Source organism: Glutamicibacter sp. M10, from assembly GCF_025452055.1.
Lineage (GTDB): Bacteria > Actinomycetota > Actinomycetes > Actinomycetales > Micrococcaceae > Glutamicibacter.
In genome coordinates, this window is the sequence record NZ_CP104918.1 from 376,951 (window position 1) to 400,605 (window position 23,655).

The window sequence follows — 23,655 nt, forward strand, 5'->3', positions numbered from 1 at the left end:
TAGCGTTCCATGAAATAGTGACATGAGGCACAAGAGGTCGTCAAGCAAGTGCATCAAATTACAAATTAATTGCATAGAATGAAATCATGGCGGCAGAAAACGAGAAGTCCGAGACACCCAATGGCATGAGGTCATTAACCAGAGCTATTGCCGTATTCGAGCAGATTCAGCGCTATGAGCACCCTCGGCGCCTGAGCACCATCGCTGCCGATATGGGCATGAGCTCGCCAACCACACTTCGGATCTTGCGAGTACTTCAGGAAGCAGGCCTCGTCAGCCAGACCGACAAGAGCTACCGATTGGGCCCAGCGGTGCTCCCTGCGGCCCGCGTCTTCCTGGAAAACGATCCCTTGCCGCGAGTTGCCCAGCCGATCCTTCAGCAACTTTCTCAAGCCACGAAGCTGACAGCTTCGCTGTACACCCGTCTGGGCAGTGAGCGAGTTTTGGTTGAACGCGTGGTGGGCGAAAGTTCCCTAGGTTACAACCTCCCGCAGGGACGACGCCTTCCACTAACGGCCGGCGCGGCCGGACGCATTTTCTTGCTTGGCGCAGACGACGATGAGCTAACGCAGATTGCCGAGACGTCTCGACGCCTGCATTACGAAGCAGAGGACTTTGACCTCTTGGCCATCAAGGACCGCGCCCCCAACACCGATGCCAACTACGCCATCTCCGAGGATGAGCGTGCCCTTGGCATTATCTCGATTGCCGCCGCCATTCCATCTCGCCAAGGCCCACCAACCGAGGCACTCTCCTTGACCGGCCCCATCCACACGCTTACCCGCGAAGCCCTGGAAACTCGGGCTCCGGAACTCCTTCAGGCCGCTCGTCGCTTGTCCGATCTTCTAGCAAGCAGCGTCTACTAAGGCAATAACCAACCCAATCAAGCGCGTGAATCACGCGCCTGATTGTCGTGCCCAGAATTTCCGACACTTTTGGCGCCCTCTGCGCGAAACACAATTTCCCACACCTTGACACTGTGACGCAGCCCATGCCATGATTCCGTACATCATCAAGAAATTGCGTAGTGTGAAACTATAGAACGTCTACTGAAATTAACTCAGTTGTTTCACGCTCACCCCAGATTTGGGATAGGTGCCCCATGAATCAATCGACACAGTCTCTTTGCGTCGCACAATCTGTCATCAATCGACTTGCCGCGCTTCCTGCCGCCAACATCGGCGATGCCATGCAGCGACTAGGAATTGCTTCGGCGGACATCCAAGCAGTGTGGGATGGCGCTAAAATTTCCGGACCTGCCTACACGGTATGGGTGGCCCCAGGCGACAATGCCGGAATCCATGAAGCGCTCAAACATGTTCAGCCCCGCGAAGTCATCGTTGTCAACGGCGGTGGTTATACCGACCGCGCACTGCTCGGAGAGCTTATCGGCGAGCGCGCAATATCCAAGGGTGTCGCGGGATTTGCCGTCGACGGGGCGGTTCGGGATGCGGTGGATCTCGGCGAAATCAATCTTCCGGTCTTTGCTCGAGCTACTAGCCCCGCCGGCCCCTACAAGAATGGTCCCTTCGAAGTTAACGGAACCATCGCCTTTGGCGGTGTTGCCGTCTCGCCGGGAGACATTGTCGTCGGAGACTCGGACGGATTGGTCATCATCCCGGCAGAACGCGCCAAGGACATCGCCACCGCTGCCGAAGCCGTGAACCTTGACGAGTCACAGCGCCGCGCAGCCATTCTTGCTGACCGCAAAATCTCCCATTCCTAATAATCTAAGGTCCTCATACTATGAAATGTGCACTCATCGGACTCGGTGAAGTCGGACAGACTTATGCTGCCGCGCTGCTCGAAGCTGGTCACGAGATCACCGGCTACGATCCGTTTATCAATCATGCCCCGCAGGGCGCGCAATTAGCGCAGTCAGCTGCCCAAGCAGTTAAGGATGCAGACATGGTTTTGGTTCTGACCGGCGCCGGCGCCGCACCAAAGGTCGCGCAGGAATGCTTACCGGTGATGAAGCCAGGATCTGGTTACGCGGATCTGACCAGTTCATCCCCCAAGGTCATGGAAGACTTGGGTGCCACCTCGGGCCAGGTCAACTTCATCGATGTCGCCATCCTTGGACCCGTTATTGCCCAGGGTGCAAAAACTCCGCTGATGGCTAGTGGCCAGGGAGCTGAGGACTTTGCCGATCTGCTCAAGTCTGTGGGAGCACCGGTCGAAGTCGTAGCAGGCGGACCGGGCAGCGCCATGGCCCACAAGTTGCTACGCAGCGTCTTCACCAAGGGTCTTGCATCCGTGGTGATTGAAGCCGTTCACGCAGGCGCCGCTGCAGGACTTGAACCATGGATCCGAACAGAAATCTCTACAATGCTTGCCGGTGACGGACAGGCAACCATCGACCGGTTCCTTAGCGGCACCGCCAAACACGCGGTACGTCGCGCGGCAGAAATGCGCTCGACCGGCGGGTACTTGGAAGACCTAGGCGTCCCACACGAAATGTCTGACGCCTCGGCCAGTGCAATGGAGCGCATGACCATCGATACTAAAATGACAGCTGGCTAGCAGCGACGCTAGCAAGCTTGGAAGGAAACAGCATGATTGGCATCTGGGCGCTAGGCGTCTACCTCGCGGTCATCATCGTTTGGACGGTGCTAATGCGCCGTAACGTCGGTGAAGCGATGATTCTTGGCTTCGTTGTGGCCGCAGCGTTCAGTGGCAGCCAGATGCTGTCCGTTGGTTGGGCCGCACTCTATGAGGCGCTCACCGACGAAATCGTCTATGCAACAGTGATCTTCGTATTCATGGGCTACCTGCTTGAACGAGCCGGAGTCATGGAACGCATGATCAACCTGCTGGACTCGTTGATCGGTGGCAGTAAGGGCGGAGCCGCCTACGTGTCCACGGTATCCTCGGCCGGTTTGGGTAGCATCGTGCACAATCAGGCGGCCATCGCCGCAACCGTTGGATCGATTACCATCCCGTGGATGGAACGCTCAAAGATCGACCGCCCTACCGCAGCCACCATCGTGGCCGGTAACGCGGGCATGGGAATCACTTTCCCGTTCAGTGCTTCAATGTTTGTTCTTGTTGGTTCCTCCACCGTTGGCCCTTTGCTCTCAGCCAATGAGTTGCTGGTCCCCTTGATTTTTGGTGGGCTTTGGTGCGTGGCGCATCGACTGGTTGTGACCTATCTTTTGGTTCGCCGCAGCGGCGCCCAAGCCACACCCACCGAACAGCGCCAGCAACTATCGGTGGCTTTTAGGCAAGGGTGGAGCACCCTACTGCTCTTTGTCGGTGTTGCCATTCCGATGATCATCACCAGCGGTGCCATCGCCGAGGCACTGAGCAATTACACCCAAACCAACGTGGCCAAAGCGATCAGCCCGATCTTCTGGATCCCCATCGCGTTGATCGTCATGGGATTGCTGCTCGGATTGAGCAAATTGCCACGCAGCCTCAAGGCCTGGTCATCCATGCTTGAGGACTCCATCCCCCGCTTTGGCATTGTCGGAATTACTGTGCTCTTCGCCTTTGCCGGCGCCAACGCCCTGGCCAGCACCGGATTGCCGGAGCAACTCACCACGGTGTTGAACCAGCTTTCACTGCCGGTGTGGCTGCTCGCCCTGGTGATTGGGTTAATCGTCATTGCTGTGGCGGCTCCGTTGTCCTCAACAGCAACCATGGCCGCGGTGGGCACCGTGGGAGTGGCCGCCCTTGTGGCCGCCGGAGTCCCGGCGCCGACCGCTGCCGTTGCTGTGCTGGTATTTTCCTCCTGCGAAGCGGCGGTTCCCCCGGGTGGAGCTCCGTTGTACGTTGCCTGCGGTATTGCCGGGGTCAACCCGTACAGCACCTTCCGTTCCATGATGCTGTTCTACGCAGTGCCGTTGCTGGCCATTGGTATGTTGATCGCATCCGGAATCCTGCCGGTCTAAAAGGAAACGAAAAAATGTATCAACTTATACTTCGAAAAACCTTTGTCGCCTCCCTGGCACTGGCCCTGTGCGGCGGAATCGTCTTTGTCCTGTTACAGCTCGCCGGAATGATCTTCGGCAGTGCACTCTTGCTGACCGGCCCCAACGCGGTGTTCAAAACGGTACTTTGTATCTGTGCATCTATTGCCTCAATCGCCGCCTATCTATTGCTCCATGTGGGCTCCACCCCGGTGAAATATGCACAGGAGAACTCATCAAAATGAGCAAGTACCCCACTCGTGCCGAGCTAAAACAACGCCCGGGAATCCTTGCCGGTACCTCATGGGACCTATTTAGCTCCCCGTCTGCTGGCGCCCCCGACAAGATTGATGCGGCCAAACGTATTCAGGCGGCCACATCGGTCCGCTTGGGAGAAACCTTTGGGCTGGACTATCCGATTGATGCGTTTTCGTCTGGCATGTCTAAAACCCGAGGCGCTGCAGAGCACCACATTTTTGGCAATCATCCGGCCCATCGTGATGACTACTTGGACAGCTTTTACCTTCAAGGCTCCTCGCAGATCGATGGACTGCGCCACCGCCGTTCGGATGAAGTCGGCTTCTACAATGGGGTGCCCGACGAAAAGATCATTGTGGGTACCAGCGAACTGGGCATCCAATACTGGTCGGATCAGCCCATCGTGACCCGTGGCGTGATGATCGACCTGGACGGGTTTGCTCAATCCCAGGGCCATCAACTTGATCATGCCAACGGGGAGCAGATCCCGCTTTCCCGGCTCCTTGAGGCCATAAGCCACCATGGAATCTCACTGGAACAAGGCGACGCGTTGATGGTTCACACCGGCTGGAGCGAATGGTTCTTAGCGCTATCCCCGGAGGGAAAATCCCGACAACGTGACTCAGGCAAAGCCACCGGGTTGGTGCAATCCGAAGAACTACTAGACTGGGCGTGGGATTCGGGATTGAGCATCCTGGCGGCCGATAACTTCGCCGTGGAGTGCCTGCCACCGGTGGCCAACTCCCCTTCATCAGCACGGCCCCCAATGATCGCGGAATGATGCACCAAGAGTTTTTGGCAAAGCTCGGCCTCCCGCTTGGAGAGCTTTGGCGTTTGGGACCATTGGCCCGACGCATGAGCCAGCTGAAGAGGTGGGATTGCCTACTGACCATTAAGCCACTGAATGTTATTGGCGGCACCGGATCCCCAGCCAACGCCACCGCGGTCTTTTAAACCCAAAAGTCTCGCGCACTACCAAAGCAGTGCACGAGACTTTTGATTTTTTGCTGGTTCTAACTACAGCGCCTTCGGTCCGAATTCGGCCAAGAACTGACCCGGACCCGGGTTGGCTGGCGCGTCCGAGCCACCAAGGTGCTGAAGTACGCCCCACACGGCATTCAGTCCGGTGGTCACCGCGCCTTCGGCCCAGCCAGCGGTCCACGACACGTCGTCTCCCGCAAGGAAGATGCCGCGGTGACCGGCAGCCATCTTTTGCTGGTCAAAGTGCGTGTAGAGACGCTGCTGGTAGCGGTAATGGCCCGGCAGGTTGGCCTTAAACGCACCCATGAAGTTCGGATCGGACTCCCACGATACGGTGATTGGCTGGCCCACAATGTGGCTACGGATATCCACACCCGGGTAGATCTTCTCCAGTGAGTGCAGCATCAGTTCCATGCGGCGTTGCGCCGACAGGGAGAGCCACTTGAGCGCATCATCGTTCCAGGTGTAGGAAAGCAGGATGACCGCGGGCTGATCCTCCCCGTTATCTAGCAGGTAGGTGGCGCGGTTCAGCCGGTCGGTGAGCGTCATGGACATCAGGTGCTCCCCGGTCACCGGGTCGCGGTCCTTCCAGAACGGGCGGTCCACCATCACGAAGGTTTTTGAGGACTGCATGTAGTGGCTGCGCTCGATCGCGGTCCACAGTTCGGCTGGGAAGAGCTCCTCGTCGGTGTCGATCCCGGTGGACAGCAACCAGGACTGCACGGTGGAAACCACGGCGCCAAATTCTGCGGTGCGACCAAATCGTTCGGTCACCTCAATGGTGTTAGCCCCGTTAAAGCCTGGTTTTTGGGTGCGGTACACCTTGGAGACCGCACCGCGTGGCGCGCCGCCGTGCAGCGAGGACAGGGAAGTGCCTTCTGGCCAATGCGCCATCTTTTGTGGTGCGTGATTCCATAGCGCCTCGGGCAGTTTGGCCGCGCCGCCGGTGATGCCGCGGTGGTAGTCATCGGCGTCGGTATACACCACGCGCAGGATTTCCAGGATCGAGTTGGGGAAGTCGGTGTCCCAACCGCCTGAGCCGAAGCCCACCTGGCCAAAGGCTTCGCGGTGCTCAAAGCCGGCCTCCTTGAAGGCCTTGGAGTTGGCGATGAAGCCGTAGAAGCTTTCCTCGTCGAACTCTTCAAGCATCGAGTCCCACAAGGCCTTGATGGTGGCGGTATCGCGGTCGCGGATGGCCTGCTGCATCTGCTCAAAGTGGGCGTCTTCGCGCAGGGCCTGCTTCCACGCCTCGGCCACTTCTTGGTAGAAGACCGGCAAATCGGCGGCGTCTTCTACGTAGATTTTCTGTCCCTTAAGCTCGATCACCGTGGAGTCGGTGGGCTCGGCCAGCGGGTTCGGGAAGTCGTAGGTATCCAGCTCAAGCAGCTCGATGTAGTGGTAGAGCGCCTTGCTGGAGACCGGGAAGCGCATGCCGCCCAGATCGCAGGTGATCTGCGGGGCTGCGGCGAAGCTGGCGGTGCGCAGTCGCCCACCGATCGAATCGGCCTCATAAACTACTGGCTTCAGGCCCAGCTTCATCAGTTCATAAGCGGTCACCAGACCCGAAAGTCCGGCGCCGATCACGGCCACCTCGGTGCCGTACAGCGCTTCGGGCACTGAACCCAGCCCGGCCTCGTTGGCTACAAATCTGTCGTAGCTGAACGGGAAGTCGGGGTTAAGCATGGTGATGGGGTTGCTGGTATTCATTGCTAGTCCTGAGGTAGTTTCGAAAGGTGGCTGTCGATATAGGCCTGCTTGCTTAGTTTGCCCAGCGTTGATCGGCGGCGTCCATAAGCCAGGTAGAGCACGATGCCTACCAGCATCCACGCACCGAAGACTACCCAGGTGTGCCAGCTGAGCTGGGTCATCAGGAACAGGCAGGCGAGCACGCCCAAAATCGGGGTGACTGGGTAGAACGGCACCTTGAAGGTACGCGGTGCCAGTGGCTGCTTGCGGCGCAGGTACATCACCGAGACGCCCACCAGCGCGAAGGCGAAGAGGGTGCCGATGCTCGTGGCGTCGGCCAGTGCGCCCAGCGGGATAAAGCCGGCGGTGATCGCCACCAGCACACCGGTAATCACGGTGCCCAGCACCGGGGTGCCGGTGCGGCGCGAAATTTTGCCGAAGGCCGCCGGCACTAGTCCGTCGCGGGACATGGACAGCAGGATGCGGGTCTGTCCGTAGAGCACGGTCAGTACCACCGAGGCAATGGCCAGCACCGAGGCCAGCGCAAAGACCAGCACCATCCATGGCTGCCCGGTGATTTCGCCGACGATCTGCACCAGGGCAGCTTCGGAGCCTTCAAACCAGGTCCACTTTCGGGCGCCGACCGCGGAAACCGCCACCAGCACATAGGCCACGGTGACGATCAGCATCGAGAGCATAATGGCTCGTGGCAGATCACGCTTGGGGTTTTGGCTTCTTCGCCGGCCGTGGAGGCGGCGTCAAAACCGATGTAGGAGAAGAACACGCTGGAGGCTGCGGCGGTGACGCCGGCTGCGCCCATCGGCAACAGCGGCTGGAAGTTGCCCGCATCAAAGGCGCTGAAGGCGACGATCGAGAAGAAGATCAGGATGCCGGCCTTGATGATGACCACCACGGTGTTCACGATGGCCGATTCGCGCGCTCCACGCATCAAGAGCAAGGTGGCGAGCACCACGACGATCAACGCCGGCAGGTTCACTACCCCACCTTCAGCCGGTCCCCCGGCCAGTGAAACGGGTAGTTCCAGGCCAAAGGCGCGTAACGCTTCGTTGACATATTCGCCGGCGCCCACGGCCACGGCGGCCACGGAAACCGCGTATTCCAGCACCAGACACCAACCGCAGATCCAGGCGATGCCTTCACCCATGGTCGCGTAGGTATAGGAGTAGCTGGAACCTGCCACCGGCACCATTCCGGCCATCTCTGCGTAGGACACCGCCGAGAGCAGTGCGGTGATGCCAGCGATCACAAAGGAGATCCAGATGGCCGGGCCTGCGATCGGCACCGTGGCGCCAAGGATCACCAGGATGCCGGTGCCCAGGGTCGCGCCGACACTGATCATGGTCAGCTGCCACATGCCTAGGGTTCGGCGCAGTGTTCCGCCCGATGAGTTTGCTTCGCTCTCGGAGACCATCTGCGTGATCGACTTGCGCCGTCGCAGCTGCGGACCGAGGCCGGTGGCTGGCTTGCGCCTGGCTTGTGTCGTGCTGTTCATCTCGGGTCCTCGCTGCACAGTGGGTTTTCTTCTGCCTTCAAGCCTAGATCTGTGATCCGGCTCTCAGCATGGAAGTTTTGAACTAAAATATTTTCCTATGGGACATTTTGCACCGCCGCCATCCTCGTCGAGCGTCGACACCCCGGGCATCACCTTAGGTCGTTTCCTGCGCCAACTGCCACCGGAAATCACGCTGGTCAACGACGCGGGCGATCGGCCGCTGCGCTGGGTAGAAGCCAGCGATATGGATGACCCCACCGATTACCTACTGGATCAGGAGATGATCCTCACCAGTGGCTTCCCCTAGTCGGCCACAGCGATGATGCGCAGGTGGTCAACGGTTTTATCAGCCGGCTGGCCAACGCCAAAGTCAGCGCCCTGGGTTTTGGGCTGGAGCCATATTTCACCCAAATCCCGAGAACGGTGCTCGACGCCTGCCGCAAGCACCAGATGCCCCTGCTACAAATTCCGGCCAGCGTGCCCTTCGCCGCGATCGGCATCGCCTTTGCCAAGCTCACCGAGGCCGACAACGCCGCGCAGCTGCGTGCCAGCGCCGAAGCCAATCGCGCGCTGATGCGCTGCCTGACCCAGAGCGATCCCGAAAGCGCGCTGGTTTCCGTACTCTCCCAGCGCCTAATCGCCAGCGTGCGACTGCTGGGCACCGAAGGCGCCATCCGCTACCAGGCCACCATCGGTGACACCGCTGAGCTCAACGAGGAGCTGAAGTTAGAGCTCTTCACCCAGGCCACCACCGCCGCTGGGCAGTTCGCCCTGCACCAAGAAGATTCCTTGGTCGACCTAGCCTTCCCGATCCGCGCCACACTTCCCACCGGCGGCCGCGCGCCACTTCTTGGGGTGCTTTCGGTTGGCTTCGCCCGTACTCCCTCGGCTTTTGACCACAACCTCATCACCACCGCGCTGGGTCTACTCGAAGTCCTCGCCCGCGAGCGCGCCGCCAGCTCCTCCACCGCAACCCAGCTGGCCACCGCGCTGCTTTTGGGCAATCGCGGTCCGCTGGATGACTCGATGCTCTCCCTGCTGAATCTCAACCTCGGCGGGAACCGCACAGACCCCGCCCGCGTTGTCGTAATCACCGCGCTGTCGCATCAACCCGGCACCGAGGCCAACTTCCACCTCACCCACCTGCAGGCTCTGTTTGATACCCGACTGGTCATGCAGCACGACGATTACTTTGTGGCCCTCACCCGTTGCGAATCCACCCAGACTATGTTCGATCGGCTCAAGTCCTCCGGCTACCTCGCAGGCTTCAGCACACCAGCGCCCGTCGACCGTCAGCTCGGCGAAAAACTGCACGACCTACTCGCCCAGGCAACCGGGTTACTGCCTCGGATGCGCGAACAGGGCCAGAGCCTTGATGCTCAAGTGATTCCCCGCTCGTTCCTCTCCCTACTACCCAGCCAGGCCGGAAAGCAGCTAGCACAGGAGACCCTGGCACACATCCTTGATTTACCCGAAGTGCGTCGCGACCTGTATCTAGAGGTGCTGCAAGGCTGGTTGGAAGCCAACGGTTCCTGGGACCAAACGTCGAAAAACATCGACCTGCACCGCAATTCCGTGCGTCGCCACATCGCCGCCATCGGCGAGGTTCTTAACAAAGACCTCAACCGCGCCGACGTCCGTCAGGAGCTATATCTGGCCTTAACTTTCCGCTCCATGAGCTAAGCCCAGCGCCCGAGATTCAAGAAACTTTTCCACAAGATTCGAAGACATATTCTAATTAACGAAGTATAATTAGAATATGTCCGAAGCAAAGGTGCACGGAGATGCCCTGCCCCAGGCGGTAGAGCCAGCGGAATTCGAAAACCACTGGCTCGCATTGCAAAGAGACCTGACGTGGATACAAGACCACGGCAGTAAAGAGGACTGTGTCCGGGGCATCGAGTTACTCGAAGGGCTCATAGCGTCTGCCAACTTCCAGCAGGCCGGCCTCTCTCACCAGCTGGAAAAGAAATTCGTTTCCGACCATGAGGAACGTGGCGTCAACCTTGACGACCAGACTCGTGGTGCCGCTGCTTGCGTAGCCATTGCCCGCAAACAGTCCCCAAATGGCTACCGCAATTACCTAGTCAACTGCCGCATCCTCTTTGAAGACACACCAAATATCGCTGCAGCCTTTTCCCGGGGCGAATTTACTGAACCTCAAATTTTCACCATCCTCAACGAACTGCAGACTGTCAAAGCGCAACGTCGCACCGAATTTGATGATCTCTTCGGCCAGAATCCGAACATGTTCGAGGGCATGGGGCGGAATCGGATCAAGGATACCGTCCGAAATTTCACGCTTTCCTTCAATTCCGACCCTGTATCCAAAGAGCACAAAACTGTCGAAGAGTCTCGTTTCGCTCGCATGACTATCGACGAGAAAAAGGGCTGCGTGAAGCTGACCGCACAGTTCCCACTACTGTCGGGAATGGGACTCAAGAACTACTTGTACAAGGAGTCCCGCAAGCTCAATAAGAAGGGCGACAAGCGCACCAAGGACCAGATCCGGGCCGACATTCTCTTTAGCTACATGATGATCGGTGAGCCTTCAAAGATGCCCATCAACTTGCAGGTTGGCGTCATCATGACCGAGCGAGCACTCTTCCAAGGCGAACGTGAACCCGCTTTCCTCGAAGGCTACGGCTACATTCCCGCACAAGAGGTGCGTGAATGGATCGGCGGGCACCAGATCGACAACGAATTAACCTTCGAAGAGATGGAAGCAAAGCTCACCCCGGAACATATTGAAGAAATCGAAGTGCTCACCGAACTCGCGAGAATATATACGGCTCCCGGCAACCAAGACTTGATAAGCATGGATTCCAAGGCCCGGATCTTCCCGGAGAAGCTCAAGAAATTCGTCAGCATTCGAGATCGACATTGCCGCACACCTTTCTGCGACGGAATCGTTGCCGAAACTGACCACGTGGAGCAGTACGCGCGGGGTGGGAAGACCAACGTGCACAATTCCTGCGGCCGTTGCGAAAACTGCAACAAGAATAAGGAAGCTTACGGTTGGATTGAGCTCACGGCCATGAAGGGTCCGCACACGATGCTCATCAGCCCGGTATCCGGAATGTCTTATCAGTCCACGGCCCCACCTGCGACCGGATATGTGCATAAGCCTTTCCCACAGTTGGCGACCGATGCAACGTGGTTCAAAGACTTCAAGGGCAGGCTGAGCCGGGGCGATCCGCCGGCTTCCAACACATCATGACCGCAAACCTAAGGTGTTTCCGCGCAGCACTTCGCTGCGCGGGCATACCCTATGGGTCAGTTATTTCTCCATTAGCCATTGCGCGTAGAGATCCGTCCGAGCTTCGGCAAGGTACGGAACTTCCGATCTAATCTTCGCCAAAGAACTCACGTCGATATCCGCAGCAAGAAGCTCGGAACCTGCACCGGCTTGAGCCAGGATGGTGCCATCAGCACCGGCGATTACGCTGGTGCCTGCCAACTCAAATCCAGCTTCAGTTCCGCTGTGGTTTGCGTAGGCAATAAAAAGCTGGCTCTCCATGGCGCGAGTTGGAACAAGTTGAGTGCACACTTGCTCGTATCCGCGGCCCATGGCAGTGGGAACAAGTAGCAACTGCACTGAACGTCGCGAGGCTTCCCGGACAACCTCCGGGAATTCCACGTCAAAGCAGATCACCATGCCCAGCATGATGCCCTCATATTCGAAGGAGGCTGGAGGGTTGCTGCCAGCGATAAAGACTTCATGCTCTTCAGTACCAAAGAGCTGCACCTTTTGATAATGGGCCAGCTTCGCTCCCCGATCATCAACAAAAGTAGACGTGATCAGCCAACCGTGATCAGTGATCTCGGGTAGGGAGTAGACCAGGGCAATCGAATGCTTGGCGGCAATGGCCGACAACCGCTCACGCGCACCAGGCAACAACGAAATATCCAGCGAATCGCGCAGGACGTAGGGCGCATATCCGACGGTGAAAAGCTCGGAAGTGAGCAGGATTTTGGCGCCATCGGAGGCAGCACGTTGCGCAGCATGATCGATGGCAAGAAGATTGCGCTCAATCTCCAATACCTCTGCCTCGGCCTGCATTACTACGATACGCATTTGGTTCCTTCCAAGCATCATCGATGGCTAGGTTTAACCATATTCTGAGCGCACCCTGATATGTCTAGGTTATTTGGCACCGCGAGTGCAGATGTGCGTACTTTTCGCACCAACAACAAAGTCGCCCAGAAAAGCTTTCTGGACGACCTCATTGCGATTACTTGCCGACGGCCTCAGCAAGAAGTTCAACCACGTGGCGGTACTCTTTGCCGGTGGCGCGGGACATTCCAAGTTCGCACGTGCGGTTGCACGACGCATGGGCTTGCGCATCCAGCTCGCGAACTTCGGCAGCTTCGCGTGCGGTGGCCGAGTCAGTCAGCTCGGGGTGCAACATGCCACGATCCCCCGCAAAGGCACAGCAACCCCAGTTCACTGGAGTGTTCACCTGCTGCGCCACGGTCTGTGCGATTTTCTGCAGATCAGGGTTCAGACCCATTTGGGTGGACGAGCAGGTCGGGTGCAACGTGATCGAGGAGATCTTCTGAATTTCAGGCAACTTGTCCAGCAGGTGCTTTGAGGTGAAAGCCAACAGGTCAACCACTTCATACCCCTGCTCTTCGAGGGTGTGGGCAAAGCCCTCGGTGCAGCTGGAAGCATCAGAAATGATCGGCAGATTTTTCCCCGGCAAGGCTGAACGAACTTCTTGAAGGACGCGCTCGGCCATCGCCTCGTGCCCCTCCGCGTAGCCCTTGGAAGTCCAAGGGTACCGCAACAGGTGGATTCAATGCCTTGCGGGACATATACCGAAACGCCAGCGGCATGCAGCAACTTGGTGAAGGCCGAAGCCACACCTTCGCCTTCACCGGTCGGGCCAAACATCGAGTTCACACACGCAGGAAGGTAAATCGCCAGCGGCTCGGTGCCAGCAGCGCCTAAATTCCCAGCCAATAATTTACGTGCCTTGCCTCCCCGGGAAGATCCGCATCATAGCGTGGCATAACATCGGTGCTCACGACCTTGCGGGCCACATCGGTGACGCCTCGTACCAGCGGTGCCGGGAGTTTATCGGCAACACTGAGCGCAAGGGACCCCGCACGAGTGGCCGGTCCCCAGCCCTTGGCGACGGCCTTAAAACCGGCAGCCAAAACCGGGTGAGTATCTTCGCGACGCAGACGCTTGACCAGCAGACCGGTATTGATACCGACCGGGCAGGCGGTCACGCACATGCCATCCACGGCGCAGGTCTGTACGCCGTTATATTCGTAATCGCGTTCCAGCTCCGCAGCCAGTTCAGTGTTGCCTTCGGCTTCAGCCTTGGCAATGGCGCGACGCACCACGATGCGCTGGCGCGGGGTGAGGGTCAGGTCCTTGGAAGGGCAAACAGGCTCGCAGTAACCACATTCCACGCAGTGGTCGGCCTCAACTTCGATGGTTTCGTTGAGCTTGATATTGCGAATGTGGGCCGCGTGGTCCTCGTCGATGATCACCCCTGGGTTCATCATCAGCCGCGGGTCACAGGCAGCCTTCAATTCAAGGTGCACCTCGTAGAGTTCGTCGCCGTACTGCGCGCGAACAAATGGGGCCATGGCGCGGCCGGTACCGTGCTCAGCCTTCAGGTTCCCGTCCTTGGCCAGGATCAGTTCAACCATTTTGTCGTTAAACGAGTTGTAGCGGTTTAGTGACGCATCACCCTCGAAGCGGTCGGTGAGCATAAAGTGGATGTTGCCGTCCTTGGCATGGCCGAAGATCACCGAATCTTCGTAACCGTACTCCGTGAACAGGCCTTGCAAGTTGTCGCAGGTTTCAGCCAGTGATTCAACCGGGACAACGACGTCTTCTAGTAGGGCGGTGGTCCCGGATGCGCGAGCGCCTGCCACCGAGGCGTAGAGGCCCTTGCGGAATTTCCAGGCAGCCTGCCGGCTCTTGGCATCGTCAGAGAGCAGTGCGGGGGCGCGTAGCGCCGCGGTGTCCAGCAGACGTTGGCCAGCGGTTTGCAACCCGGTAAGTTCTTCGGCGTTATCCGCGTGGTATTCGATCAGCAGCGCCGCCTGTTGATCCACCTCAAAGCCCATAATCGCCTCGGGCACACCGGGCAGTTCTTGACCCACACGCAGTGAAGTGGAGTCCATTAGTTCAAGGGTCGCCGCCCCGGATTCCAACAGTTCAGGCAGGGCACGGGTGGCCAAATCCAGGTTTTCGAACACGGCCAGGGTGGCGATGGCCAACTTACGGATCGGCACGGTACGGAACACCGCTTCGGCAACAAAGGCCAAGGTTCCTTCGGAGCCGATGATTAGGTGCGCCATCAGATCCGCCGGGGTGTCATAGTCCAAAAAGGCGTTGATGCCGTAGCCCATGGTGTTTTTAGGGCAAAGTGCTTTTGGATTTTGGCCACCGAGGCCGGGTTGGTGCGCACACGCTTGACCAAGCGGTCCAAGGTGGCGACCAGTTCCGGTTCCGCGGCGGCTAGCTGACGGTCGGCATCCGGATCGGCGGTATTAATCATGGTGCCCGAGGGCAGCACAAAGGTCATCGATTCCAAGGTGCGGTAGGTGTTAAACTCGGTGCCGCAGGCCATGCCAGAAGAGTTATTGGCGATCACTCCGCCGATGGTGCAGGCCGCTTCGCTCGCCGGATCCGGACCGAGCTTGCTGCCGTACACCGCCAGACGCGCGTTAACTTGGCGGACGGTGGCGCCGGGCTGCACCCGCACGCGAGCACCGTCGTCGAGCACCTGAATGTCGCGGAAGTTGCGGCGCACGTCGATCATCAAACCATCACCGCTGGCCTGGCCAGCCAGCGAGGTGCCGCCCGAACGCAGGGTCACCGGTTGGTTATTAGCGGCCGAGGCGCGCAGCAGGGCTGCGACTTCAGCGGCATCTTTGGCAAGGATTACGGCCTGAGGGGTGTACAGGTAATGCGAGGCATCCGAGGCGTAGGCGACACGGTCGATGGATCGAGTTTTAACGCGCCCCGGATCGCCCACGAGGTCGAGAATACTGGATGGAACCCTAGGTTCACCGAGTGCCGGCGTGCTCAATGCCATGGTGCGCTCCTGTGTTGCGGGCAGGTGGTTACTGCCCAAGAAGAAAATTGTCTAACAAGTACACATGCCATGATAGTACGTTTCATGGGATACTTACATAGTTATTTTCTGCCGGCGCGAAAGGAAATCACGTGGCAGCCCGATTAGGAGTGGTTTCGGTGGTGCAGGCCGTCATCACCTCACTGCGCACCCGCATCTTCAGCGGCGAGCTGGCCCCCGGCACCCCCTTGGGCGAAGTCGATGTGGCCACCCATTATGAGGTGGCCCGTCCCACCGCCAAGGCCGCGCTGGAAAACCTCGTGGCCAGCGGCCTGCTCACCCGCAACGCCCACCAGAGCGCCCGGGTCACGCGCCTGACCTCGGCTGATGCCCGCGACATCTACAGCACCCGCGCCATCATCGAAGCCGAGGCTGTGCGCCTGCTGGCCAGCACCGGCCAGGTTCCGCAAGCCGCTCGTGCGGCCAACGAAGAAATCACTGCCCTGCGTGATGCCTCGCCGATCCAGATCGTGGACCCGGACGTTCGCTTCCATACCGCCTTGGTTCAGGCACTAAATTCGCCGCGCACCAGCGCCATTTACGGCCAACTCAGCGACGAGATCCGCTTGTGCATGACGCAGGTGCAAGATGCGACGTTGCTAAACACCACGGATATCGCCGACGAACATGCCCGCTTGCTACAAAAGATTGCCGACGGTGACCAGCAAGGTGCCGCAGAATTATTAGCTCAGCATTTAGAGAATGCGAGCGAACGACTAGCCGCGCACCTAGATAGCTTGTAGGCAACAGCGCGGCCGGAGAACCCTCCCACAACAAGCCGACTTTCACTGGACGCACGCATACCCCCGCCCGTATTCTTGAAATACCCCAGGGGGTATGTATAAGCTCGTACTACATCCGTCCCGAAAGGAATCACCATGTTGCTTGAACGCCTCTACGATGAGGACCTCGCGCAGGCCAGCTACTTTATTGGTTGCCAAGCTAAGGGTGAGGCCCTTGTGGTCGATGCCCGTCGCGACATCTCCGACTACCTGGCTCTGGCTTCCAAACACGGCATGCGCATCACCGCCGTTGCCGAAACCCACATCCACGCCGACTACCTCTCCGGCACCCGCGAACTGGCAGCTGCCACCGGCGCCACCAGTTACGTTTCCGGTGAAGGTGGAGAAGACTGGCAGTACGGTTTTGAAGCCCAGCGACTCTACGACGGGGATGAAATCGCCTTGGGCAACCTACGCATCGTCGCTCGCCACACCCCGGGCCACACTCCAGAACACCTGGCCTATCTGGTCACCGACGGCGCGTTCAGCAGCTCCCCGGGCTACTTGCTCTCCGGAGACTTCATTTTTGCCGGCGATCTGGGCCGACCTGACCTCCTAGACGAGGCCGCCGGAGGCGTAGACACTCGTTTTGAAGGCGCCCGCGATCTCTATGCGTCCCTAAAGAAGACTCTCGCCGAACTGCCCGACTACATCCAGATCCACCCGGGTCATGGGTCCGGTAGCGCCTGCGGCAAGGCACTTGGCGCGGTTCCATCTACTACGCTGGGCTACGAGCGCAAGTTCGCTTGGTGGAGCACCTACCTGGCCACTGATGATCAGGACGGTTTCATCGCCGAACTGCTCAACGGCCAGCCAGATGCCCACGCCTACTTTGCCCGTATGAAGCGGCAGAATCGTCAGGGACCAACTATCCTTGGTGAGCTTGAACAGCTCACAGAGCTCGATGCCGCACAGATCCTTGAGCAGATGGAAGCTGGCACGTCGGTATTTGTTGATACCCGCAGTCACACCCAGATCGCTGAAGGCACAGTTCCTGGCGCACTGTCGATCCCCGGCAAAGCAAAAACCGCGAGCTTCGGCGCATGGGCCTACGACCCTGAAGAGGATCGTCGTTCAATGGTGGTGCTGGCGGAATCTGTTGGGCACGCAGATGAAATCCGTGCACACCTGATGCGCGTAGGGATCGACGCCGTGAAGGGTTACGCACTCTCCCTTGATGGCCTCCCAAGCTACAAGCCGCAGTCAATCACACCTGCACAACTGACTGATTTCGACCATGACTTACTGCTAGATGTGCGCAACAAGACCGAATTTGCCGCCGGGCATATCCCTGGCGCCACACAGATTTCCGGTGGTCGAGTGCTGTGGCAGCAGGACCAGTTGCCAACGGATGGCACCATCGTGACCTACTGCCAGAGCGGCATGCGCAATGCAGTGGCTGCCAGCGCCCTACGTGATGCCGGATTCAACGTGATTGAGCTCGAAGGTAGTTACCTCGGCTGGTCCAAGCTAGACAACTAATCATCGACAGTACCGAAAGCTGAACTGAATTTTATGACTTCCCCTAAGACTGTGCTGGACGCTGAAGCACTCAAGTGTCTGGTAGCTACCCCGGATAGCGAGCTCGCGCTGATCGATGTACGCACGGCTGGTGAATTTGAGACCGTCCACATCCCCGGTTCCTACAACGTACCGCTGGATGAGTTCCAAGCGAACGCTGCCGAGGTGCTGAACAAAATTCCTGGCCGCCCGATACTGATCTGCCACAGTGGTAGCCGGGCCACTAAGGCGCAACACGTTCTGCAGGAACTGAATATCACCGGTAGCACCGTTCTCAGTGGTGGTATCACCGCCTACGAATCTGCAGGTGGCACTATAGTGCGCGGTACACAGCGCTGGGCCTTGGACCGCCAGATGCGCATGACCGCCGGTTCTTTGGTATTAGTTGGATTGCTCGGCGCAAAGTTCATCTCCCCGAAGTTCGCTTACCTTTCGGCGGGGATCGGCGGTGGGCTTGCATACTCGGCTGTACGCGATAGCTGCCCGATGATCAACGTCCTGTGCATGGCACCCTGGAACAAGGTAAAGAAGTAGACCATGGAAATTGGACCTCTGCTGATCATGATCTTGGCCCTAGCGGGCGTTGTCGGGCTAGCCCTGGGAATGTTCGGTGGCGGGGGTTCAATCCTGATGGTTCCGCTACTGAGCTATGTAGCCGCGATGCCCACCAAAGAAGCAATTGCCACCTCTCTACTTGTGGTGGGAGCAACCTCGGCGGTCAGCCTGTTGCCACATGCGCTCAAAGGTCATGTGCGCTGGGTACAAGGTCTGATTTTTGCAGCCACCAGCATGGTTGGCGCCTACGGAGCCGGGTTATTGGCCCAAGGAATTCCTGCTCAGCTCCTCATGATCGGCTTTGCAGTGATCATGGTAGGTAGCGCCCGCGGGATGATCCGTGGACGGAAGGAGCGTGCCAACGCCAGCCTTCCTTTGAGGTTCTTCGTCCCTGTGGGTCTGGGCATTGGAATGGTGACCGGACTGGTGGGCGCTGGCGGTGGTTTTCTGATCGTTCCGGCGTTGGCCTTATTAGCTGGCCTGTCCATGCAGCACGCCGTGGGAACTTCCTTGTTGGTGATCACCCTGAATTCAGTTGCCGCCATGTCAGGGCAGCTTAATGCCCTCTCAATTAATTGGACGCTAGCATTGGGCTTGGCGGCAGCAGCAATCGTTGGATCTTTGATCGGGATGAAAATCTCTCAAAAAATCAACGACAGCGCGTTGCGTCGCGGATTTGGTTATTTTGTTTTAGCCATGGGGGTATTTGTACTCAGCCAAGAGCTTCCAGCTCCAGGCGGGCTGATACTCAGTTGGACAGCGGTGACTGGCGGTGCACTTCTTATCTTGTGCCGCATGCTTCCAACGCTCGACATCCGATGCCCGCTTGTGGCCAAAGGCGGCGGCCTATGAAGCCGATAGAACTCACCGCCTACAATTTTGCGACATTCATTGAGAACAATGAGCTGGTGCTTGTGGATTTCTGGGCACCTTGGTGCTCTCCTTGTCGCAGCTTTGCACCGATCTTTGACCTGGCCAGCGTGCGACACCCGAAAATCGCGTTTGCGAAGGTTAATACCGAAACTCAAAGTGAACTGGCACGAGCAGCCAAAGTTGCTTCGATCCCGACACTTAGGGCCTTCAAAAATGGGATACTTGTACATTCAAAACCCGGCGCGTTAAACACTGGCGACTTGGAACAGCTGATCGAACAGTTCAAGACGCTTACACCGAACGATCACCAGTCCGATGGCCGGCCAGCTAACAAGGAGACAACGATGCGTACCGCTGACGAAGCAACCCGCAAGCGAATTCTTAACCGACTCAAGCGCGCCCGTGGCCAGCTTGATGCAGTCATCAATGCGGTGGAAACCGACGGATCATGTCGTGAAGTTGTCACGCAGCTCTCGGCAGTGTCTACCGCCTTGGATCGTGCAGGCTTCGCCATCGTCTCCACTGCAATGCAGTACTGCATTGCAGATCCAGAAAAAGCTTCCAAAGAAGAAGATGGACTGAGCGTCGAAGAACTCGAAAAGCTATTCCTCTCCCTGTCCTAACCACACCACTAAACACCAAGGAAAATTATGTGCCGTCAAGTTCAATGCAAGATTTGCCAGAAGACCACCTGGGCTGGCTGCGGCCAACACGTTGATTCAGTAATGCGCAACGTTTCGGCCAAGGACCGCTGCCAAGGTCACGAAGCCGAACCTAAAAAGGGTTTCTTCAAGCGGTTATTCGGCTAGGCCGATTCAACCTCGAAGCCAACCAGCCAGTGAAGGCCAAAACGGTCGCGGACCTGGCCATCTGTAGCACCCCAGGGTTTGAGTGACAGTGGGTCGATGACCTCACCGTCAACACACAGTTGCTCAAACCACTGGCGCATAATTTCTGGCTTAGCGCTCCCCAGCAGGGAAAGCATTAGGCCTTGAGTCTTCACCGCACTCTGCCCTGCCGCAACATCTGCGCCGCCTAGGTTCACCACCCCACGCAGCTCGGCGTGCGCGATCGCCTCAGGCGTACCTTCGTCGCGATTGAACTGCTCATGGGTAAAGAGCCGAAGCTCTCCACCAAAAATCTCCGCATAAAAGTTCATCGCTTCGCGTGCATTGCGCTCGAAGAGCACGTAAATCATTGGGGAAGACATGTTTCCCTAACTGGTTGGAAATTCGATGAGCTGACTGCGGATCAAAAAACGTTTGCCTTCTGGGGCTTCAACAGAGAAGCCGGAGCCACGACCCGTGACCACATCAACGGTCAGTTTGGTGTGCTTCCAGTATTCAAACTGCTCTTTGGACATCCAGAATTCGATCTCTCCCAAGGCTTGCCCGTTGGCATCATCGAGGGGAAGTAATCCGAGCAAAATATCCGAGTCACCGGTGCGGAATTCCCCGGCCGGGTAGCACATGGGCGAGGAACCATCGCAGCACCCGCCGGACTGATGGAACATCAGCGGACCATGGATGCCCCAGAGTTTGCGCAACAGGTCTAGGGCCTCGGACGCGAAGGCTACTCGGGAGAAGCCTTCCCCGGCGATGGTTGCCTTGGTTTCAGTTACGGATCTCATGGTTCACTCCTGCGTGAAGTTGTTGTTGCCAGTGTCCTCCATTTCATCCATGCAGTCCACGGTGTTGCTGAAGTAAAACCTCGGGCTTGCCCGCCACAATGTTGCGGCGGGCAAGCCCGAGGTTACACGTAAATTATTTTGTTCCGGTGTAGTCGATGACCACGCGTCCATCGATCTTTGCATGACGCATTTCGTCGAAGACCGCGTTAATATCTTCCAGCGGACGAGTGTGGAACGTCGGCTTGATCTTGCCTGCAGCGTAGAAGTCCAGTGCCTCAATCATGTCTTGGCGTGTACCAACGATCGAGCCGCGGATGGTCAGCCCCTTGAGCACAATGTCGAAGATGGGAGCTGGGAAGTCACCAGCGGGCAAGCCGTTGAACACGATGGTTCCACCACGACGAGTGATGCCGATCGCCTGGCCAAAGGCTTTAGGGTGGACCGCGGTGACCAGCACACCGTGGGTGCCTCCGACCTTCTCCTGAATAACTTCAGCTGGATCCTGCGCGAAGGCGTTGACGGTAATTTCCGCACCGTGCTTGGAGGCCAGCGCGAGCTTGTCATCGGCCACGTCAATGGCGATCACACGCATCCCCATGGCCACAGCATATTGCACCGCAATGTGCCCCAGACCACCGATGCCGGAGATCGCAACCCATTGACCTGGCTTAACCTCGGTCATTTTCAGCCCCTTGTACACCGTCACCCCAGCACACAGCACCGGCGCGATCTCATGCGGATCAGATCCTTCAGGGATGTGGGCAGCGTAGCGTGCATCCACGAGCATATACTGCCCGAAGGAACCATCCATGGAGTACCCACCATTGGACTGCTCTTCACACAATGTTTCCCAGCCGGTGCGGCAATACTGGCAGTGCCCGCAAGCACTGGCTAGCCACGCGTTGCCGATCAGATCACCCACGGCAACTTCGGTGACACCTTCGCCGAGCTTTTCGACGGTACCTACCCCTTCATGCCCGGGGATCAGCGGAAGTTTGGGCTTGACCGGCCAATCCCCTCGGCAGCGTGAAGGTCGGTGTGGCAGACGCCGGAGGCGATCAGTTTGACCAGCACCTGCCCGGGGCCGGGCTGGGGAATGGTAGCATCTTCGACTTCTAGTTCGTCGCCGAAACCTTTGACTACTGCAGCTTTCATCGTGCTCATGTACTTTGTCCTTTGCAAGAAAAACGACAGTGCTGGGCAGAAACCACCGTTGGGAAAATAAAACCAATCGCGTCCCTGACGTTTCTTAAGTCGACCCGCACCTTTGGGTTTTTGTGAATACCTTTCGGTTTAGAAGAAGCCGAGTTTATCTTCCGAGTAGGAGACCAGCAGGTTCTTGGTCTGCTGGTAGTGATCAAGCATCATCAGGTGATTCTCACGTCCGATGCCCGAAGACTTGTAACCGCCGAAGGCCGAGTGGGCCGGGTAGGCGTGATACTGGTTGACCCAAACACGGCCGGCTTGAATAGCGCGGCCGGCACGGTAGGCGACGTTGCCGTTACGGCTCCAAACACCGGAACCCAAGCCGTAGAGGGTGTCGTTGGCGATGTTAATGGCATCGTCGTAGTCCTTAAACTTGGTCACCGCGACCACCGGCCCGAAGATCTCCTCCTGGAAGATGCGCATGTCATTGGTGCCTTCAAAGATGGTCGGCTGCACGTAGAAGCCACCGGAGAGCTCCCCACCCAGGTCTGCGCGGCCACCGCCGAGCAGTACCTTGGCACCTTCGGCCTTACCAATGTCCATGTAGGACAGGATCTTTTCCAGCTGGTCATTGGAGGCTTGGGCACCCATCATCACGTCGGTATCCAGCGGGTTGCCCTGCTTGATGGCCTTTGTCCGGGCTACCACATCGCCCATAAAGCGGTCGTAGATGCTTTCCTGAATCAGCGCACGTGATGGGCAGGTGCAGACTTCACCCTGGTTCAGGGCAAAGAGGGTGAAGCCCTCTTGGGCCTTGTCGTAGAACGCGTCGTCCTTGGCGGCGATGTCCTCAAAGAAGATGTTTGGGGACTTGCCGCCCAGCTCAAGGGTGACCGGGATCAGGTTCTCGGAGGCGTACTGCATGATCAGTCTGCCCGTGGTGGTTTCACCGGTGAACGCGATCTTGCGGATGCGCTTATTGCTGGCCAGCGGCTTGCCGGCTTCCACACCAAAACCGTTAACGATGTTCAGCACACCTGCTGGCAGTAGGTCACCGATCAGTTCCATCATCACCAAAATGGAGACCGGGGTCTGCTCGGCTGGCTTGAGCACAATCGCATTGCCGGCAGCGAGGGCTGGGGCCAGTTTCCACACGGCCATCAGGATGGGGAAGTTCCAAGGGATGATCTGCCCAACCACGCCTAGCGGTTCATGATAGTGATAGGCGGTGGTGTCATCATCAAGCTGGGACAAGCTGCCTTCTTGAGCGCGAATGGCTCCGGCGAAGTAGCGGAAGTGGTCTACAGCCAGCGGCAGGTCGGCATTCAGGCATTCGCGGATAGCCTTGCCGTTATCCCAGGTTTCGGCCACGGCCAGCATCTCAAGGTTCCCTTCGATGCGGTCGGCAATCTTGTTCAGGATGACCGCACGTTCGGCTGGGCTGGTTTTGCCCCAGGCCGGAGCTGCGGCATGTGCTGCATCCAGTGCCACTTCGATGTCTTCGGCGGTGGAACGGGCAACTTCGCAGAAGACCTTGCCGGTGACCGGGGTGACATTTTCGAAGTACATGCCCTTAACTGGGGCGACCCACTGCCCACCAATGTAGTTTTCGTAGCGCTCTTTAAAATTGACCAGCGCGCCGTCGGTGTTCGGGTTTGCATAAACACTCATGGTGACTCCTTTGTCAGTGACTGAT

23 protein-coding genes and 3 pseudogenes are annotated in these 23,655 nt (G+C 58.1%); 16 read left to right on the forward strand and 10 right to left on the reverse strand.

The window, feature by feature from the left end:
- The first annotated feature begins 86 nt into the window (after positions 1-86).
- The 7 genes from N6V40_RS01865 (at position 87) to N6V40_RS17220 (ending at position 5,123) form a co-directional block, all read left to right on the forward strand.
- Entirely contained in the window at positions 87-866 is a 780-nt protein-coding gene (locus N6V40_RS01865; RefSeq protein WP_131090702.1) for an IclR family transcriptional regulator, read from the forward strand.
- Between the two features lie 236 nt (positions 867-1,102).
- The gene (locus N6V40_RS01870) at positions 1,103-1,726 is read left to right on the forward strand and encodes an RraA family protein (RefSeq protein WP_262198732.1); all 624 of its coding nucleotides are present in this window, start codon (positions 1,103-1,105) and stop codon (positions 1,724-1,726) included.
- 20 nt (positions 1,727-1,746) lie between these two features.
- Positions 1,747-2,523 (forward strand): NAD(P)-dependent oxidoreductase, encoded by a 777-nt coding sequence (locus tag N6V40_RS01875; RefSeq protein WP_131090704.1) that lies wholly within the window; start codon positions 1,747-1,749, stop codon positions 2,521-2,523.
- Between the two features lie 32 nt (positions 2,524-2,555).
- The gene (locus N6V40_RS01880; RefSeq protein ID WP_262198735.1) at positions 2,556-3,893 is read left to right on the forward strand and encodes a TRAP transporter large permease subunit; all 1,338 of its coding nucleotides are present in this window, start codon (positions 2,556-2,558) and stop codon (positions 3,891-3,893) included.
- A 14-nt stretch (positions 3,894-3,907) separates the two neighbouring features.
- A complete protein-coding gene (locus tag N6V40_RS01885) occupies positions 3,908-4,156 on the forward strand; it encodes a hypothetical protein (protein ID WP_131090706.1) in 249 nt (82 codons plus the stop codon).
- The gene (locus tag N6V40_RS01890; RefSeq protein WP_315973749.1) at positions 4,153-4,950 is read left to right on the forward strand and encodes a cyclase family protein; all 798 of its coding nucleotides are present in this window, start codon (positions 4,153-4,155) and stop codon (positions 4,948-4,950) included. Before N6V40_RS01885 ends, N6V40_RS01890 begins: the two co-directional genes overlap by 4 nt.
- The gene (locus N6V40_RS17220; protein WP_315973750.1) at positions 4,947-5,123 is read left to right on the forward strand and encodes a hypothetical protein; all 177 of its coding nucleotides are present in this window, start codon (positions 4,947-4,949) and stop codon (positions 5,121-5,123) included. Before N6V40_RS01890 ends, N6V40_RS17220 begins: the two co-directional genes overlap by 4 nt.
- Before the next feature lie 63 nt (positions 5,124-5,186).
- Here N6V40_RS17220 and N6V40_RS01895 read toward each other — a convergent pair whose 3' ends face one another.
- Together N6V40_RS01895 and N6V40_RS01900 are read right to left on the reverse strand one after the other, a co-directional pair.
- Positions 5,187-6,857 carry a flavin monoamine oxidase family protein gene (locus tag N6V40_RS01895; protein WP_262198737.1) on the reverse strand — a complete coding sequence of 557 codons (1,671 nt, stop codon included), beginning with the start codon at positions 6,855-6,857 and terminating at the stop codon, positions 5,187-5,189.
- 2 nt (positions 6,858-6,859) lie between these two features.
- A pseudogene (locus N6V40_RS01900) lies at positions 6,860-8,349 on the reverse strand (amino acid permease).
- Positions 8,350-8,446: 97 nt separating this feature from the next.
- Here N6V40_RS01900 and N6V40_RS01905 point away from each other — a divergent pair.
- The 4 genes and pseudogenes from N6V40_RS01905 (at position 8,447) to N6V40_RS01920 (ending at position 11,569) form a co-directional block, all read left to right on the forward strand.
- Positions 8,447-8,656 (forward strand): PucR family transcriptional regulator ligand-binding domain-containing protein, encoded by a 210-nt coding sequence (locus tag N6V40_RS01905; RefSeq protein ID WP_262198739.1) that lies wholly within the window; start codon positions 8,447-8,449, stop codon positions 8,654-8,656.
- Between the two features lie 17 nt (positions 8,657-8,673).
- Positions 8,674-8,832: pseudogene (locus tag N6V40_RS01910) on the forward strand (PucR family transcriptional regulator ligand-binding domain-containing protein); the annotation flags it as partial.
- An 867-nt stretch (positions 8,833-9,699) separates the two neighbouring features.
- Positions 9,700-10,032, forward strand: coding sequence for a PucR family transcriptional regulator (locus N6V40_RS01915; protein WP_262199686.1), 333 nt, complete (start codon positions 9,700-9,702; stop codon positions 10,030-10,032).
- A 76-nt stretch (positions 10,033-10,108) separates the two neighbouring features.
- On the forward strand, positions 10,109-11,569 hold the full coding sequence (locus N6V40_RS01920) for an HNH endonuclease (RefSeq protein ID WP_262198740.1): 1,461 nt from the start codon (positions 10,109-10,111) through the stop codon (positions 11,567-11,569).
- 60 nt (positions 11,570-11,629) lie between these two features.
- Here N6V40_RS01920 and N6V40_RS01925 read toward each other — a convergent pair whose 3' ends face one another.
- From N6V40_RS01925 to N6V40_RS17235, 4 genes are all read right to left on the reverse strand, one after another.
- Positions 11,630-12,427, reverse strand: a complete 798-nt coding sequence (locus N6V40_RS01925) for a nitrilase-related carbon-nitrogen hydrolase (RefSeq protein ID WP_262198742.1) — start codon at positions 12,425-12,427, stop codon at positions 11,630-11,632.
- A gap of 157 nt (positions 12,428-12,584) precedes the next feature.
- On the reverse strand, positions 12,585-13,091 hold the full coding sequence (locus tag N6V40_RS17225) for a (Fe-S)-binding protein (RefSeq protein WP_315973751.1): 507 nt from the start codon (positions 13,089-13,091) through the stop codon (positions 12,585-12,587).
- Between the two features lie 208 nt (positions 13,092-13,299).
- Positions 13,300-14,724: an FAD-binding and (Fe-S)-binding domain-containing protein gene (locus N6V40_RS17230; protein ID WP_315973752.1), complete on the reverse strand. Its 1,425-nt coding sequence runs from the start codon at positions 14,722-14,724 to the stop codon at positions 13,300-13,302.
- Positions 14,673-15,413 (reverse strand): FAD-binding oxidoreductase, encoded by a 741-nt coding sequence (locus N6V40_RS17235; RefSeq protein WP_315973753.1) that lies wholly within the window; start codon positions 15,411-15,413, stop codon positions 14,673-14,675. The genes N6V40_RS17230 and N6V40_RS17235 overlap by 52 nt, the downstream gene beginning before the upstream one ends.
- Positions 15,414-15,544: 131 nt before the next feature.
- On the opposite strand from N6V40_RS17235, the gene N6V40_RS01935 reads away from it, so the two are divergent.
- The 5 genes from N6V40_RS01935 (at position 15,545) to N6V40_RS01955 (ending at position 19,806) form a co-directional block, all read left to right on the forward strand.
- On the forward strand, positions 15,545-16,195 hold the full coding sequence (locus N6V40_RS01935; RefSeq protein ID WP_131090713.1) for a GntR family transcriptional regulator: 651 nt from the start codon (positions 15,545-15,547) through the stop codon (positions 16,193-16,195).
- 135 nt (positions 16,196-16,330) lie between these two features.
- Positions 16,331-17,716 carry an MBL fold metallo-hydrolase gene (locus N6V40_RS01940; RefSeq protein ID WP_131090714.1) on the forward strand — a complete coding sequence of 462 codons (1,386 nt, stop codon included), beginning with the start codon at positions 16,331-16,333 and terminating at the stop codon, positions 17,714-17,716.
- A 33-nt stretch (positions 17,717-17,749) separates the two neighbouring features.
- On the forward strand, positions 17,750-18,289 hold the full coding sequence (locus N6V40_RS01945; RefSeq protein WP_131090715.1) for a rhodanese-like domain-containing protein: 540 nt from the start codon (positions 17,750-17,752) through the stop codon (positions 18,287-18,289).
- Positions 18,290-18,292: 3 nt separating this feature from the next.
- Complete coding sequence (locus N6V40_RS01950; protein ID WP_131090716.1) at positions 18,293-19,162, forward strand: sulfite exporter TauE/SafE family protein; 870 nt, start codon at positions 18,293-18,295, stop codon at positions 19,160-19,162.
- A complete protein-coding gene (locus N6V40_RS01955; RefSeq protein WP_242632630.1) occupies positions 19,159-19,806 on the forward strand; it encodes a metal-sensing transcriptional repressor in 648 nt (215 codons plus the stop codon). Before N6V40_RS01950 ends, N6V40_RS01955 begins: the two co-directional genes overlap by 4 nt.
- Positions 19,807-19,988: 182 nt before the next feature.
- Here the strand turns inward: N6V40_RS01955 and N6V40_RS01960 are convergent, their stop codons facing one another.
- From N6V40_RS01960 to adh, 4 genes and pseudogenes are all read right to left on the reverse strand, one after another.
- Positions 19,989-20,393 (reverse strand): VOC family protein, encoded by a 405-nt coding sequence (locus N6V40_RS01960; protein WP_131090717.1) that lies wholly within the window; start codon positions 20,391-20,393, stop codon positions 19,989-19,991.
- A gap of 6 nt (positions 20,394-20,399) precedes the next feature.
- Positions 20,400-20,813, reverse strand: a complete 414-nt coding sequence (locus tag N6V40_RS01965; RefSeq protein ID WP_131090718.1) for a DUF779 domain-containing protein — start codon at positions 20,811-20,813, stop codon at positions 20,400-20,402.
- Positions 20,814-20,946: 133 nt separating this feature from the next.
- Positions 20,947-21,977 (reverse strand): annotated as a pseudogene (adhP, locus tag N6V40_RS01970) (alcohol dehydrogenase AdhP).
- 129 nt (positions 21,978-22,106) lie between these two features.
- Positions 22,107-23,630, reverse strand: a complete 1,524-nt coding sequence (gene adh / locus N6V40_RS01975) for an aldehyde dehydrogenase (RefSeq protein ID WP_131090720.1) — start codon at positions 23,628-23,630, stop codon at positions 22,107-22,109.
- Positions 23,631-23,655: the final 25 nt, after the last annotated feature.

Excerpts from the sequence above, each read along its gene's own strand:
- N6V40_RS01940 (WP_131090714.1), top strand. The coding sequence starts at position 16,331 with ATGTTGCTTGAACGCCTCTACGATGAGGACCTCGCGCAGGCCAGCTAC.
- N6V40_RS17225 (WP_315973751.1), bottom strand. The coding sequence starts at position 13,091 with ATGGCCGAGCGCGTCCTTCAAGAAGTTCGTTCAGCCTTGCCGGGGAAA.
- N6V40_RS01885 (WP_131090706.1), top strand. The coding sequence starts at position 3,908 with ATGTATCAACTTATACTTCGAAAAACCTTTGTCGCCTCCCTGGCACTG.
- N6V40_RS01880 (WP_262198735.1), top strand. The coding sequence starts at position 2,556 with ATGATTGGCATCTGGGCGCTAGGCGTCTACCTCGCGGTCATCATCGTT.
- N6V40_RS01905 (WP_262198739.1), top strand. The coding sequence starts at position 8,447 with ATGGGACATTTTGCACCGCCGCCATCCTCGTCGAGCGTCGACACCCCG.
- N6V40_RS17220 (WP_315973750.1), top strand. The coding sequence starts at position 4,947 with ATGATGCACCAAGAGTTTTTGGCAAAGCTCGGCCTCCCGCTTGGAGAG.
- N6V40_RS01955 (WP_242632630.1), top strand. The coding sequence starts at position 19,159 with ATGAAGCCGATAGAACTCACCGCCTACAATTTTGCGACATTCATTGAG.
- adh (WP_131090720.1), bottom strand. The coding sequence starts at position 23,630 with ATGAGTGTTTATGCAAACCCGAACACCGACGGCGCGCTGGTCAATTTT.
- N6V40_RS01925 (WP_262198742.1), bottom strand. The coding sequence starts at position 12,427 with ATGCGTATCGTAGTAATGCAGGCCGAGGCAGAGGTATTGGAGATTGAG.
- N6V40_RS01945 (WP_131090715.1), top strand. The coding sequence starts at position 17,750 with ATGACTTCCCCTAAGACTGTGCTGGACGCTGAAGCACTCAAGTGTCTG.
- N6V40_RS17235 (WP_315973753.1), bottom strand. The coding sequence starts at position 15,413 with ATGGCATTGAGCACGCCGGCACTCGGTGAACCTAGGGTTCCATCCAGT.
- N6V40_RS01870 (WP_262198732.1), top strand. The coding sequence starts at position 1,103 with ATGAATCAATCGACACAGTCTCTTTGCGTCGCACAATCTGTCATCAAT.
- N6V40_RS01965 (WP_131090718.1), bottom strand. The coding sequence starts at position 20,813 with ATGAGATCCGTAACTGAAACCAAGGCAACCATCGCCGGGGAAGGCTTC.
- N6V40_RS01895 (WP_262198737.1), bottom strand. The coding sequence starts at position 6,857 with ATGAATACCAGCAACCCCATCACCATGCTTAACCCCGACTTCCCGTTC.
- N6V40_RS01865 (WP_131090702.1), top strand. The coding sequence starts at position 87 with ATGGCGGCAGAAAACGAGAAGTCCGAGACACCCAATGGCATGAGGTCA.
- N6V40_RS01920 (WP_262198740.1), top strand. The coding sequence starts at position 10,109 with ATGTCCGAAGCAAAGGTGCACGGAGATGCCCTGCCCCAGGCGGTAGAG.
- N6V40_RS17230 (WP_315973752.1), bottom strand. The coding sequence starts at position 14,724 with ATGGGCTACGGCATCAACGCCTTTTTGGACTATGACACCCCGGCGGAT.
- N6V40_RS01915 (WP_262199686.1), top strand. The coding sequence starts at position 9,700 with ATGCGCGAACAGGGCCAGAGCCTTGATGCTCAAGTGATTCCCCGCTCG.
- N6V40_RS01875 (WP_131090704.1), top strand. The coding sequence starts at position 1,747 with ATGAAATGTGCACTCATCGGACTCGGTGAAGTCGGACAGACTTATGCT.
- N6V40_RS01950 (WP_131090716.1), top strand. The coding sequence starts at position 18,293 with ATGGAAATTGGACCTCTGCTGATCATGATCTTGGCCCTAGCGGGCGTT.
- N6V40_RS01960 (WP_131090717.1), bottom strand. The coding sequence starts at position 20,393 with ATGTCTTCCCCAATGATTTACGTGCTCTTCGAGCGCAATGCACGCGAA.
- N6V40_RS01890 (WP_315973749.1), top strand. The coding sequence starts at position 4,153 with ATGAGCAAGTACCCCACTCGTGCCGAGCTAAAACAACGCCCGGGAATC.